8 protein-coding genes and 1 tRNA gene are annotated in these 13401 nt (G+C 64.9%); 4 read left to right on the forward strand and 5 right to left on the reverse strand.

The window, feature by feature from the left end; all coding sequences use genetic code 11:
- Nucleotides 1-41 precede the first annotated feature (41 nt).
- The 4 genes from CVUC_RS01645 to CVUC_RS01660 all read right to left on the reverse strand — a co-directional run bounded on the left by CVUC_RS01645 (nt 42) and on the right by CVUC_RS01660 (nt 8460).
- The gene (locus CVUC_RS01645) at nt 42-3149 is read right to left on the reverse strand and encodes a TonB-dependent receptor (protein ID WP_096032767.1); all 3108 of its coding nucleotides are present in this window, start codon (nt 3147-3149) and stop codon (nt 42-44) included.
- A 445-nt stretch (nt 3150-3594) separates the two neighbouring features.
- Nucleotides 3595-5223 carry an ABC-F family ATP-binding cassette domain-containing protein gene (locus CVUC_RS01650; RefSeq protein WP_010918882.1) on the reverse strand — a complete coding sequence of 543 codons (1629 nt, stop codon included), beginning with the start codon at nt 5221-5223 and terminating at the stop codon, nt 3595-3597.
- 189 nt (nt 5224-5412) lie between these two features.
- On the reverse strand, nt 5413-8124 hold the full coding sequence (locus tag CVUC_RS01655; protein WP_096032766.1) for a TonB-dependent receptor: 2712 nt from the start codon (nt 8122-8124) through the stop codon (nt 5413-5415).
- A 246-nt stretch (nt 8125-8370) separates the two neighbouring features.
- Nucleotides 8371-8460: transfer RNA gene (locus tag CVUC_RS01660), tRNA-Ser, on the reverse strand.
- A gap of 267 nt (nt 8461-8727) precedes the next feature.
- On the opposite strand from CVUC_RS01660, the gene msrA reads away from it, so the two are divergent.
- Together msrA and CVUC_RS01670 are read left to right on the forward strand one after the other, a co-directional pair.
- Nucleotides 8728-9381, forward strand: a complete 654-nt coding sequence (gene msrA / locus CVUC_RS01665; protein WP_096032765.1) for a peptide-methionine (S)-S-oxide reductase MsrA — start codon at nt 8728-8730, stop codon at nt 9379-9381.
- Nucleotides 9381-9725: an MmcQ/YjbR family DNA-binding protein gene (locus CVUC_RS01670; RefSeq protein WP_096032764.1), complete on the forward strand. Its 345-nt coding sequence runs from the start codon at nt 9381-9383 to the stop codon at nt 9723-9725. Before msrA ends, CVUC_RS01670 begins: the two co-directional genes overlap by 1 nt.
- On the opposite strand, the gene CVUC_RS01675 is transcribed toward CVUC_RS01670, so the two are convergent.
- Nucleotides 9718-10350, reverse strand: coding sequence for a TetR/AcrR family transcriptional regulator (locus CVUC_RS01675; protein ID WP_096032763.1), 633 nt, complete (start codon nt 10348-10350; stop codon nt 9718-9720). The genes CVUC_RS01670 and CVUC_RS01675 overlap by 8 nt on opposite strands.
- A 179-nt stretch (nt 10351-10529) precedes the next feature.
- On the opposite strand from CVUC_RS01675, the gene CVUC_RS01680 reads away from it, so the two are divergent.
- The gene (locus CVUC_RS01680; RefSeq protein ID WP_024265655.1) at nt 10530-10715 is read left to right on the forward strand and encodes a hypothetical protein; all 186 of its coding nucleotides are present in this window, start codon (nt 10530-10532) and stop codon (nt 10713-10715) included.
- Nucleotides 10712-13207: a TonB-dependent receptor gene (locus tag CVUC_RS01685; RefSeq protein WP_096032762.1), complete on the forward strand. Its 2496-nt coding sequence runs from the start codon at nt 10712-10714 to the stop codon at nt 13205-13207. Before CVUC_RS01680 ends, CVUC_RS01685 begins: the two co-directional genes overlap by 4 nt.
- Nucleotides 13208-13401 lie beyond the last annotated feature (194 nt).

Below are 13401 nucleotides of genomic sequence, written 5' to 3' on the forward strand. Positions count from 1 at the left end.
CGCCGCAAGCGGCGACCCCATCCTTGCTTCCGGTCTTGCGACTAGAAGCGGTAGCGCGCGCCGAGCAGGATCCGACGATCCAGCTCTTGGGCGAACCACAGCTGGTTCTCGTCGCGAGCGTAGGTCCGCAGGCTTTCCTTGGTCAGGTTGATGCCTTCCAGCGAGATCGCCAGCTTCGGCGTCACGTCGTAGCTGACGTTGATGTCCAGCTGACCGAACGGCGCGGTGTAGACCGGGTTCCGCGAGCCGCCACGGTTGGTGGCCGCCAGGAACTTGTCACGCCAGTTGTAGGCGATCCGCGCCGAGATCCCGTTCTTGTCGTAGATCAGGGTCGCGTTGGCCGTATCCGACAGACCCAGCAGAGCGAACTGGTCTTGCGACGGGCTCGCGCCGTTGTTGAAGGCCACGTCGCCGCGAACCATCGTGTACGCCCCCGACACACCGAAGCCGGTGTCGCCGAAGAAGTGCTGGGCCGCGATTTCGAAGCCGTGGATCTTGCCGGTCCGGTTGTTGATCGGCTTGGAGACCTGGAAGTTGAACAGCGGATCGGTGCTGTTGGGCGAGAGATCGACCGCCGCCAGGATCTGGTCCACGAAGGCTTGGTTCAGGTCGCCCGTGACGCCACGGTTGGCCTGGAACTGAGCCTGAGCTGCGGCCGCCGAACCGGTGGTCTGCAGCAGGGCCGTCATCGTGAACAGGTTCACGTCGGTCTGGTCAGCGCCGATGGCCGTCAGGATCGCCTTGGCGTTGCCCGAACGGGTGCCCGCCGCGCCGGAGCTGACGTCACGCAGACCGAACAGGTTCTGCGAAACGGTGCCGGTGCCCACGAAGTTGTTCACGCGCTTCTCGAAGAAGCCGGCCGTGATGTAGCTGCTGGGCTTGTAGTACCACTCGAGCGAGACGTCGAAGTTGTCCGAGATCAGCGGCTCCAGGTCCGGGTTGCCGCTCGAGCCCAGCGGGATAGCCCCGTTGGCGACAGGACGGTTCGGCGTGCCGGCCGACTGGGCGGCGAACAGGTTGCCGTAGTCCGGACGGGCGATCGTGCGGCTGAACGAGAAGCGGCCGACGAGATCGTCACGCAGGTCGAGGCTGAAGTCCAGGGCGGGCAGCAGGTTGTTGTACTTGCCCTTGCCGGCCAGCGGCTGATAGGTCGCCGAGGTCTGCAGGCTGAAGTCGTTGTCGGCGGTCCAGATGATCGCGCTGGGCGTGCGCACCAGCGAGGTCGAGGTGACCTCGGTCTGCTCGTAGCGAACGCCGGTGACCAGGGTGGCCGGCATGCCGCCCAGTTCAGACTTCCAGGTGACCTGGGCGTAGCCCGCCAGGATGTCTTCGTCGACGCGGTTGTTGGCTTGACCGGTGATGTTCACCGGGTTGCCACGCGCCACATAGGCCTTCGACATCGCGTTGTAGAGGTCGATCGCGTCAGCGCGGAACGACACGAGGCCGGCGCCGCTTTGCTTCAGATCGAACTCGTTGAACTGGCAGGCCATGCAGAAGGCCTTGACCAGACCCGGCGCGAACTGCTGGACGTCACGCGGGTTGGAGATGCCCCAGCTGCCCAGGTCCTGCTGGGTCGAGCTGCCCGACTGGACCATCTTCGAGGTGCGATAGTTCAGGCCGAAGTCGAAGCGGCTGCCGTTGTCGTCGAGGTCGTAGGTGACGTCGGCGCGGACTTCCTTGATGTCGTGCTGCTGGCGGTTGGTCCAGGTGCGGGCCACCTGGCTGCCCAGGTCGCCGGCGTCCAGGGCGCCGTTGCCGTTGCCGCGCGGAGCCGCGTCGTTGATCGTGATCGACTGGACCGGAACCTTACCGCTGTAGTCCACGGAGTGCGCCGCGACGATCGGAGCGCCGATGGAGACCGTGGTCGAGCTGGTGCCGTTGCGCGAGTGCGGACCGGAGTCGGCCTTCGAGATGTGGCCGTCCAGCTTGACGCGCAGGCGGTCGGACAGATCCCAATCCGCGCTCAGGGCGTAGGATTCCAGGGTGTCTTCGTTGCTGCGATACTGCTGCTCGAAGCCCATGTCCTTGGTGCCGCTGAGTTGTTCTTGCAGCAGCACGGCGGTCGCGACGACAGGGTTATTGTCGAACGTGACGCGGTCGAACGGACGGTTGAACCAGTTGGTGCTGTCGTTGCGGCGTTCGAACGACTTGTTCACGGCGTACAGGGCGTCGGCCGTGATGGTCAGGTTCTCGGTCGGACGATACTGGGCGGTCAGCTGACCGTTGATCCGCTCACGCTCGCCTTGCGAGAAGTGATAGCGGCTGTCGTTCGGGATCGCGACCAGGGTCGAGCCGCTGGACGGCGCATTGGTGATCTGCGTCGCGCCGCCGTTGCGGACAAAGCCGTTGGCCGGGTTGATGAAGTCCGAGTAGGGCCGGATGTTCCAGTCGTTCGACGTCACGCTACGGCTGGTGAAGTCGCGCTTCTGATAGGCGCCGAACAGCGCGACGCCGAAGGTGTCGCTGTCGTCGGCCCAGTTCAGCAGGCCCGAGAATTCCGGCGTGATCTTGCTGCCGCCGTCGTCGACCTTCTTGTCCATGCTCTGGTCATAGACGGCCTTGACGCCGACGCTGCCCGTCAGGCCCGGCTTGCCGTCCAGCGGGCGGCGGGTCTTGACGTTGATGGCCGCGCCGATGCCGCCCGACGGAACCGCCGCGCGGCCGGTCTTGTAGACTTCCAGCGTGGTGACGCCTTCCGACGCCAGGTTCGAGAAGTCGAACGAACGGCTGGTGCCGCCGGCGGTGTCCGACGACTGGTCGCCGCCGACCGTGGCGACGTTGGCCGTCGGCATGGTGCGGCCGTTCAGCGTCACGAGGTTGAAGCCGCCGCCGAAGCCGCGAACCGTAACCTGAGAGCCTTCGCCGTTGGTCCGGTCGATCGACACGCCGGTGATCCGCTGCAAGGATTCGGCGAGGTTCGTGTCCGGGAACTTGCCCATGTCTTCGGCGGAGATGGCGTCGACGACGCCGCTATTGGTCCGCTTGATCTCGATCGACCGCTCGAGCGATGCGCGGATACCCGTGACGATGATCTCGTCCACGGTGGTGTTTTGAGCCTGCTGGGCCAGCACCGGGCTGGCGAACATGGCCGCCGTGATGGCGACGCACGAGGCAGACGCATGCAAGCGACGAAGCCGCTTCATAGCCATTCCCCCTAATGAGCCCTCTATGGGGCGATGTTTTTGTTACGAACCGGAAGCATTTCCGGCGCGCTCTTCCCGTTCCCGCGTCCGAGACAAGCCACCGAAGCACGCGAAACTAGTTAGCGGTAACATCGGTCTCGGATCGCAGCAATGGCCAATTGACAGCGCTGGCAATCTTTTTTCAAGCGCCTTTTTGGGCATATTTTTATGATAAATGGCCGACATAAATGAGGGGCGCGCCTACCGCCTGCGGGAGATCCAGCGCGCTTTTGCGGCTCGCTTGCGAGATATTTCGCGCCGGTAACCGATTTCGTCGCATTGTGGCGGCGGCTCAGGGCGCTTTTCCGCCAAGTTCAACCTGCGGCGATGAGAGCAAGCACGGGCCTAAAACCGACGGTTGAACACCGTCAGACTCGGCCGCTTGGACAGACTCAGACCGCCCTGGAGGGCTCTAGCCGCCGGGATGGAGCCCGGGCGCTTCCTGACCGGTGCGCGCGACGTACTCGGTGTAGCCGCCGCCGTACTGGTGGATTCCCTCCGGCGTCAGCTCCAGCACCCGGTTCGACAGCGCCGCCAGGAAGTGGCGGTCGTGCGAGACGAACAGCATGGTGCCCTCGAAGTCGGCCAGCGACGCGACCAGCATCTCCTTGGTCACCATGTCGAGGTGGTTGGTCGGCTCGTCCAGCACCAACAGATTCGGCGGGTCGAACAGCATCTTGGCCATGACCAGGCGCGCCTTCTCACCGCCCGACAGCACCCGGCAGGGCTTTTCGACGTCGTCGCCCGAGAAGCCGAAACAGCCGGCCAGGGTGCGCAGAGCCCCCTGCCCTGCTTGCGGGAACGAACGCTCCAGCGACTCGAAGATGGTCTCTTCGCCGTCCAGCAGGTCCATCGAGTGCTGGGCGAAATAGCCCATCTTGACGCTGGCCCCGATGTTCACGACGCCCTGGTCGGGCTTGGTGTCGCCGGCCACCAGCTTCAGTAGGGTGGACTTGCCCGCGCCGTTGGCGCCCAGCACGGCCCAGCGCTCCTTGCGACGCACGAGGAAGTCGAGGTCCTGGTAGATCGGCCGCTCGCCATAGCCCTTGTGGACGCCGCGCAGGCTGATCACGTCCTCGCCCGAGCGGGGCGGGCTCTGGAATTCGAACTGCACGGTCTGGCGACGACGCGGCGCCTCGACGCGTTCGATCTTGTCCAGCTTCTTGACCCGGCTCTGCACCTGGGCGGCGTGCGAGGCGCGCGCCTTGAACTTCTCGATGAACTTGATTTCCTTGGCCAGCATCGCCTGCTGACGCTCGTACTGCGCCTGGCGCTGGGCCTCGCTGAGCGCCCGCTGCTGGTCGTAGAAATCAAGGTCGCCGGAGTAGGTGATCAGCGAGCCGGCGTCGATCTCGATCACCTTGCCGATAATGCGGTTCATGAAGGCGCGGTCGTGCGAGGTCATCAGGAGCGCGCCGTCGTAGTTCTTCAGGAACGACTCCAGCCAGATCAGGCTTTCCAGATCCAGGTGGTTGGACGGTTCGTCCAGCAGCATGCCGTCGGGCCGCATCAGCAGGATGCGGGCCAGGGCCACGCGCATCTTCCAGCCGCCCGACAAGAGGCCGACATCGGCGTCCATGCGCTCCTGGCTGAAGCTGAGACCGGCCAGCACCTCGCGGGCGCGCGCCTCCAACGCATAGCCGTCCAGCTCCTGGAAGCGCTCCAGCACCTCGCCGTAGCGCTCCATGACCGCGTCCAGCTGGTCGGCCTGGTCCGGATCGACCATGGCCGCCTCCAGCGTGGCCATCTCGGCGGCCAGCGCGCTGACGGGGCCGACGCCGTCCATCACCGCCGCCACCGCGCTCTGGCCGGACATCTCGCCGACGTCCTGGCTGAAATAGCCGATCCGCATGCCCGCATCGATCGAGACGATGCCGTCGTCGGGCTGCTCCTGGCCGGTGATCATGCGGAACAGCGTCGTCTTGCCCGCGCCGTTGGGGCCGACGAGACCGACCTTCTCGCCCTTCTGCACGCCCATCGAGGCTTCGATGAACAGGATCTGGTGGCCGTTTTGCTTGGAGATGTTGTCGAGGCGGATCATGGGCGCCCTGCTAACGCGCGCGAACGCCGAACGCCAGGGAAACCGGCTCGAAACTCAGCATCATTCGGCGCGAAACGCCGCCGGAGAGACTCTTGGCTCATGTCGGGCCAGGGAGCCCCGGCCCAAACGATGACGACGCCGCCCACGCCCGCCCCTGGAAGCCAGGGCCAGGCGTGGGCGCGCCGGATCTTAGAAGTTGAAGCGCACGCCGGCGACGTAGCGCGGGCCGAACTTCTCGTACTCGATCGGATACTGCTTCTGGCCGCCGTAGCGACGGGCGCCGGCGTTGGTCAGGTTGCTGGCGTCGAAGAACACTTCGATGTTGTTGTTGACCTGGTAGCGAGCCGAGAAGTCCAGCTCCTCGTCGCTGTCCCAGAAGATGTCGCCGTTGTCCGAGGGGATGACGCTGCCGTTGACCACGCGGTAGGCGCCCACCGACTGGCCCCACGGCGTGCGGTACTGGTAGGCCAGACGCATGGTCAGGCCGTACTTCTCGTAGATGGCCTGGACGTTATAGACCGCGTCCGAGGTGCCGAGCACCGAGATGGTGCGGGCCGGCACGCCGCCGACTGACGGCAGGGTGACTTCCGACGAGGTCCAGGTGCCCGACAGACGGGTCCCGAAGCCGCCCAGCCAGGCCGGCAGGTTGCGCGACTGGACGAACGTCTCGGCCGTGCCCGTGAAGAAGACTTCAAGACCCTTGATGTGGCCTTCGCCGGCGTTGCCGATGCTCGAATAGGCGTAGCCCGAGCGATCGACGCCGCCGCTGTTCAGCGAGGTGTCGCCGAACACCTTCGAGGTCTGGACCAGAACGTCCTTCAGATCCTTGTAGAACACGCCCGCCGACACGAAGGTCTCGCGACCGGCATACCATTCCAGATAGGTGTCGAGACCGACCTGACGCTCGGGCTTGGCGTCGGGGTTACCCCCCGAGATCGTTTGGTTGGAGTCGCTGAAGGTGAAGTTCGGGCGCAGATCGTCGAAGTCGGCGCGCGAGGCCGAGGTGGTGACGCCGACACGCAGCTTCAGATCTTCGCGCAGGTTCCAGTTCAGGTGCGCGCTCGGATAGTAGAGCGTATCGTCGCTGGCGACCTTCACGAGACGCTGGCCGGCCGGCGTCGAACCCGAGGCCGGGAAGTTCACGAAGGCCTGACCTTCGTTCTCGATATGCTCGACGCGAGCGCCGTAGACGATGTTACCCCAGTCGAAGCGGGTGGTGGCCATCGCATAGCCGGCGGTGATCGTTTCACCCACGCGCCAGTAGTTGGCGCGGGTGTCGTTCCGGGTCGCCTGGCCGGTCTTCACCAGGTCTTCGACGAAGTTCGTCGTGTAGTCCTTGTTGGTGTAGCGGAAGGTGTAGTTCAGGTTCTGGCTGCCCAGATATTCGATGTTGGTGGCGAACTGGCCCCAGGCCGGCACGCCCGTACCCGAATAGGCGCGGGTGAAGCTGCTTTCACGCGACTTCTTGGTGCGCGAGGTCCACAGACCGCCGAACTCGAACTTGGTCTCGCGACCGAACAGTTCGCTCTCGTAATCGAAGTCGGCCTTGGCGGTGTAGGCGCCGGTGAAGTCGCCGCCCTTCAGCATGCCCGCGCTTTGCAGCGGGAACTGGAAGTCTTCGATATTGGTGACCTGGGCGCCCTTGGTGCGCGCTGCGGTCAGACCGCCCGTCTGGAACAGGCGCACGGTGTTCACGTCGCCGTTGCGGAAGTCGTACTCGATCGTCGGACGCAGCGAGAAGGTCGACGGGCTCTGGAAGGCCATGGTCACCGGGGTGTCACGGCCGTCCTGGGTGTAGGTGTAGTTCAGGCGCCAGGAGGCGCTCAGCTTGTCCCACTTGTGCTCGCCGCCCACCGTGTTGGTGGACATGCCTTCCTTGGTGTTGCGGTAGTCGATGCGGGCGTTGATGCGCGCGCCGAACACCGTACCCGAGGTCGGGTTGTTGGCGCTGACATAGGCGGTGCTGGTGTAGCCGTTACCGGCCGCGTCCGTGCCCTGATCCAGGCGGAAGATGAAGTTATCGCGCAGCTCGTCGTCGTTATAATAGGTGTTGATCGTGCTGACGAAGATCGAGTTGTTGTCGTCGAACTTGTAGTCGGCGCGGATCGAGGCCGACATGTTGCGACGGGTCAGGCGATAGTGCTTGTTCTCGTGCTCACGGGCGAAGCGCTTTTCGGGCGCGACCGTGTTCGACAGGTAGGGATCGGTCTCCCAGTTGTCGGTCGCCATCTCGCGCGAATAGTACGAGGCTTGGGCCACGATGCCCAGCTTGTCGCCGAACACGTTCGAATAGACGAGGTTGCTGTCCAGCTCATCGCCGCCGCCCAGCTTCACGCGGCCGACGCCCAGCTTGCCGGTGAGCTTCTGGCCCTTGTAGTCGAAGGCGCGGCGGGTGCGGATGTCGACATTGCCCGCGACGGTGTCGCCCGGCATCGAGGGCACGATGGCCTTTTCGACGGTGATCAGGCTGGCGATCGCCGACGGGATGTTGTCGAAGCGGGTCGCGCGGCCCTCGGGGCTGACGACGCTGAGACCGTCGAACGACAGCGTGGTCCAGTAGACCGGCGCGCCGCGCAGGTTGACATAGCGGGCCTGGCCCTGGTCACGCTCGATCGCCACGCCGGGCAGACGGCCGACGGCGAAGGCGATGTTCTGGTCGGGCAGGTCGCCGATGGCGTCGGCCGACAGCACGCTGATCAGCGAGTCGGAGTTCTTCTGGATCTGCATCGCCGCGGCCTGGCTCTCAGCCAGGGGACGACGGGCGGTGACGACGACGCCGCTGACGGCGTCCTGGTCGTCGGTCACTACGTCGGCAGCATGGGCGACGCCGGAGATCGCGACGGCCGACAGCGCCAACAGGCTAGCGCGGCGCAGCAGCGCCACTTTCGAGCGGTTGAACATGGATACCCCCGTTTGGCGTCATGGCGACGCTTCATTGTGGGGGGCGTGTAACTGCAGGGGATCACGGCGAGACGACAGTCCCGTGACGGATGGATCGCACTTTCATGTCAGTTTCAAGACTGCCCGCCGCCGGCAGCGACCTGGGCGCTTGTCCGCACAACCGTTCTGGGGACGACGCATCTGACGGCGCGACGCCGCCCTCACAGCGAAATTCCGATACTTTTCAGGATCTTGGGCTGAGAGTAGTGGCGGTGAGAGAGGGATTCGAACCCTCGATAGAGTTTCCCCTATACACGCGTTCCAGGCGTGCGCCTTCAACCACTCGGCCACCTCACCAGCGCACTCGAGTCGGGGGTGGTTGAGACCCCCGGCGCGGGAAGGCGCGCAATATACTCAGGGGCTCGCCGGTAGCAAGCACGTTGCGGGATGAAACCGTCGACGACCGCGCCTATATCTAGAGCGTGACGCCGAAAGTAGGAACCGGTTTCGGCGCTAGTCACGCTCTATGTATTTGATTTAGAGCCTTCTTATCGCTTCAAAACGCTTCCGTTTTGAAGCAGAAGGCTCTAGCGCCAAAGCGTTTTCCGCCGCGAAAGGCCCGCCATGCTGTCGCTCCAAAAGACCCTCGAAATGCCCTCCGCCGACACCGCCCTGCCCGGCCGCGCGGCGCCGATCCCGACGGCGCAGACCCATTTCGTCAACGGCAACGCGCTGAAGGGGCCCTATCCTGCGGGCCTGGAGACGGCCATCGTCGCCATGGGCTGCTTCTGGGGTGTGGAACGCGTGTTCTGGCAGGTTCCGGGCGTCTATGTGACCGCCGCCGGCTATGCCGCCGGGATCACGCCCAACCCGACCTATGAAGAAGTGTGCAGCGGCCGCACCGGCCACACCGAGGTGGTGCTGGTGGTGTTCGATCCGAAGATCGTCTCCTATGAGGCGCTGCTGAAGACCTTCTGGGAGAACCACGACCCCACCCAGGGCATGCGCCAGGGCAATGACATCGGCACCCAGTACCGCTCGGGCCTCTATGTGACGAGCGACGCACAGGCGGCGGCGGCGGCGGAGTCGAAGGCGGCCTATCAGCAGGCTCTGTCGGCGCGCGGGCTGGGAACCATCACCACCGAGATCGCGCCCGCCGGGCCGTTCTATTTCGCCGAGGACTACCACCAGCAGTACCTGGCCAAGAATCCGAACGGCTACTGCGGCATCGGCGGCACCGGCGTGGTCTGCCCGATCGGTCTAGGCGTCGAGGGCTGATGACGCCCGAGGCGTTCGACAAGGCGTGCCTGGCCCTGCCGGGCGCCACCCTTTCGATCCAGTGGGGCGACAACCACGTCTTCAAGGTGGGCGAGAAGATGTTCGCGGTTCGCGCAGCGGCCGGCGACAGTTTCTCGTTCAAGGCCTCGGACGTCGCCTTCGAGGTTCTGACCGAGTCGGGGCGCGCCAAGCCTGCGCCCTATCTCGCGCGCGCCCAGTGGGTGTGGTTCGCCGACATGGCCGCTGAAGACGAGGCGGAAGTGGCCGGCTGGCTGGCCAGCGCCCACGCCCTCGTCGCCGCCAAGCTGACCCGCAAGACGAAAGCCGCGCTGGGGATCAGCTAGGCTTGGCCAGGCCCGACAGAGCCGTGGTCTCGATCGCTTCCAGCAGGCGCTCGTTGGTCAGACCCGGCGTCGTCGGCGTCCACTTGGTCAGCCAGATCAGCATGCCGACCAGAAGCTGCACCACCAGCCGCGGCTCGCAGGTCGCGATGGTGCCGTCGGCCATGCCCTCCTCGAGGAACCGCTCCAATCGCTTGGCCAAGCGTACGGTCCAGGTGTCGATCGCGCGCTGCTGCGCCGTGTCCAGATAGGAATGGTCGCCGAAATAAAGCTGCGGGCCGTTGACGACCCCGTCCTCCAGCACGGCGCGCAGGAACCGGCGCAGCTTGCACAGCCCCGTCCCGCCCCCCGCCTCGACGGCGATCAGGATGGCCTCGAAACGCTCGAGCGAGCGCTGGTGGCCGGCATAGGCGAGCGCCTGCTTGTTCGGGAAGTAGTAGTAGAGCGCCGCATCGCGCAGATCGATCGCCGCGGCGATCTCGGTCATGGTGGCCGCCGCGAAACCCTTGGTGTTGATGATCTTGATGGCCGCGCGCAGGATCTCCTCGCGCTTCTTCATCGACTTCTGGCTCTGCGCCAGCGGCCTGACCTCGTCGGTCAGGAGGCCAGGGTCTCCGCCCTTCGACAACCGCGCTCTCCTCCGCGACGCCGCCGGTTCTGCGCCAGCTGAACATCGATATCCAACCTCCGCTGTAACGCGTCGGGGATCAATCCGATAAATTCTAACTTGCGTTAGAATATCGAGACCATGTTAAGTTCGTATCTGCAACGCGCGGGATGCAAGCTCGCGCGTGCTGGGGCGATAACATGACGCAAAGCGTCCTCATCCACGGCCAAGCCAAGGCGACCGTCTTGAACGGTGCGCTCGGTTGGTCAGGATCGCCCTTCCCCAACGTCAACACGCCCACCCTTCCCCAAAAGAAACCCGCAGTTGCTCGAGGCGGGATGGGAAGCCGTGCGGCAGATAATAAAAAATCAGGGAGTATCTCATGAGAAACGTCCACCTGCTGGGGGTGTCGGCCCTGGCGCTCGCCATCGCTTCGCCCGCCCTGGCCCAGAGCCAGTCCACGCCCGATAACTCCGTCGCCGAAATCGTCGTCACCGCCACCAAGCGGGAACAGACGCTGCAGGACGTGCCGATCTCGGTCGCCGTCACCGGTCAACAGACGATCGAACGCGCCCAGGTGCGCGACCTGATCGACCTGCAGTCGGTGGTTCCGTCGCTGAAGGTCTCGCAGTTCAACGCCACCGGCCAGACGAACTTCGTGATCCGCGGCTTCGGCAACGGCAACGGCAACGACGGCATCGAAAGCTCGGTGGGCGTGTTCATCGACGGCGTCTATCGCTCGCGCTCGGCCGCGGCCCTGGACGACCTGCCGGAAGTGGAACGCATCGAAGTGCTGCGCGGCCCGCAGTCGACCCTGTTCGGCAAGAACGTGTCGGCCGGCGCCATCAGCATCGTCACCAAGAAGCCGCAGTACGATTTCGGCGGCAAGATCGAGGGCACCTACGGCAACTTCAACGCCCAGCAGCTGCGGGGCACGATCACCGGTCCGCTGAGCGACACCGTCGCCGTGCGCGTCTCGGGCAGCTACAACAAGCGCGATGGCCTGTTCACCAACCTGACCACCGGCAGCGACGTCAACAACCGTAACCGCTGGTCGGTGCGCGGCGACCTGCTGATCGAGCCCACCGACAAGCTGTCGATGCGCTTCATCGCCGACTACAACGAGATCTCCGAGCGCTGCTGCGGCGTCAGCTCGATCCTCAACGGCCCCGCCACCCTGGCCATCGGCGGCGTTCTGCGTAAGCCGATCAGCGACACGACCAAGGTCTTCGAGCGCAACGTGATCTTCAACACCGACCCGCAGAACGACCTGTCGGGCCGCGGCTTCTCGGGTCAGATCGACTATGATCTGAGCTTCGCCAAGCTGACCGCGATCACGGCCTATCGCAAACAGAAGAACGCGTCGTTCCAGGACATCGACTTCACCGGCGCCGACATCTCCAACAACCGCACCGCCAACGAGATCAAGACGTTCACCCAGGAAATCCGCCTGGCTTCGAGCAGCGAAGGTCCGTTCAACTGGCTGGTCGGCGGCTTCTTCCAGGACGAGCGCCTGGATACCGGCCGCACCGTCAGCTACGGCACCGACATCCGCGCCTATGCCGACGTCCTGTCCGGCGCGGTTCCGGCCACCCTGCTCGGCGCCCTGCCCGCGACGCTGCGCCCGGCCCTGACCGGTCGTTCGAACCTCTACGCGATCGAGTTCCTGCAAAGCCTCGTGACGCCGTCGATCCGTCCGGGCGCCACCTACTTCCAGGCCGGCCAAGGCATCGACGACTACTACAAGATGAACCAGCGCTCGGTGTCGCTGTTCAGCCAGTTCGACTATGAGGTCACCGAAAACCTGACCCTGACGGGCGGTCTGGCCTATCTGAAGGACAGCAAGAAGGCCAAGTCGTTCGTCACCCTGCGTGACCCCTTCTCGTCGCTGGACCTCGGCGCGGTGCCGCAGTTCACGGCTCTGGGCCTGCCGGGCAACATCTACAGCGCTCTGGGCGCGCTGCAGTTCTTCTACGGCAACACCACCAACCATGCTCCGGTGAACTATCCGAACGCCACCGAGTCGGGTCAGCTGAAGGGTGACAAGATCACCTACGCCGTCCGCGCGGCCTACGACTTCGGCGCCGTCAACGCCTATGTCAGCTACTCCACGGGCTGGAAGGCCGGCGCCTACAACCTGTCGTCGGACAGCCGTCCGCCGAACGCCAACGGCGTCGGCCGCAGCGCCAACCCCGAAGACGTCGACGTTCTGGAAGCCGGCGTGAAGGCCAACTTCCCGGGCGGCTACGCCAACCTCGCGGTGTTCAAGCAGTCGATCAAGGGCTTCCAGTCCAACGCCTTCACGGGCCTGGGCTATAGCCTGGTCAACGCCGGTGAGGAGTCGGTTCGCGGCTTCGAAATCGACAGCGCCTGGCGCCCGACCGGCTGGTTGAACCTGACGGCCGCGGTCACCTACCTCGACCCGAAGTATGACAGCTTCACCGGCGCGGCCTGCGTGAACTACGACACCGTGCGCTGCCCGGTCAATCCGACCACCGGCCGCCGTCCGAACTTCCGCGACCTGACGGGCGATGCTCCGGCCGGTATCCCGAAGTGGACGTTCTCGACCTCGGCGACCGTCAACCACTCGTTCGGCGACTACGAGGCCTATGCGCGCGTCGAGTATGACTACACCAGCAAGACGCAGCTGACCGAAACCACCCCGCCGAACCTCTCCACCTGGGGTCAGAACCTGGTCAACGCCAGCGTCGGCGTGACCAACACCGCCAAGGAGCTGGAAGTCATGTTGTGGGCGCGCAACCTGACCAACGACGATGGTCTGATCTCGACCTTCCCGACCGTGGCTCAGGACGGCAGCTACAGCGGCTATCCGAACGCCCCGCGCACCTACGGCGTGACGGTCCGCAAGTCCTTCTAAGGTCTCGCGACAAGCCAGAGACGAGCGGCCCGATCACACGATCGGGCCGCTTTTCTTTTGTCCCCAGCCTCAGCGTGATCCCCACACCACCGCACCAGCTTGAGGGCGTCGACGTGGCGCGCGATCCGGAGTCGGATCGACCTGATGGTCGGCGCCTCGTCGGCCGCTATTCGCAGCCGCGCCGCGTTCATGAT

Origin of the sequence: Caulobacter vibrioides, assembly GCF_002858865.1 — a bacterium.
Classification (GTDB): Bacteria; Pseudomonadota; Alphaproteobacteria; order Caulobacterales; family Caulobacteraceae; genus Caulobacter; species Caulobacter vibrioides.

Coding starts and splice junctions, on each gene's coding strand:
- CVUC_RS01645 (WP_096032767.1), bottom strand. CDS start 3,149: ATGGCTATGAAGCGGCTTCGTCGCTTGCATGCGTCTGCCTCGTGCGTC.
- CVUC_RS01650 (WP_010918882.1), bottom strand. CDS start 5,223: ATGATCCGCCTCGACAACATCTCCAAGCAAAACGGCCACCAGATCCTG.
- CVUC_RS01655 (WP_096032766.1), bottom strand. CDS start 8,124: ATGTTCAACCGCTCGAAAGTGGCGCTGCTGCGCCGCGCTAGCCTGTTG.
- msrA (WP_096032765.1), top strand. CDS start 8,728: ATGCTGTCGCTCCAAAAGACCCTCGAAATGCCCTCCGCCGACACCGCC.
- CVUC_RS01670 (WP_096032764.1), top strand. CDS start 9,381: ATGACGCCCGAGGCGTTCGACAAGGCGTGCCTGGCCCTGCCGGGCGCC.
- CVUC_RS01680 (WP_024265655.1), top strand. CDS start 10,530: ATGACGCAAAGCGTCCTCATCCACGGCCAAGCCAAGGCGACCGTCTTG.
- CVUC_RS01685 (WP_096032762.1), top strand. CDS start 10,712: ATGAGAAACGTCCACCTGCTGGGGGTGTCGGCCCTGGCGCTCGCCATC.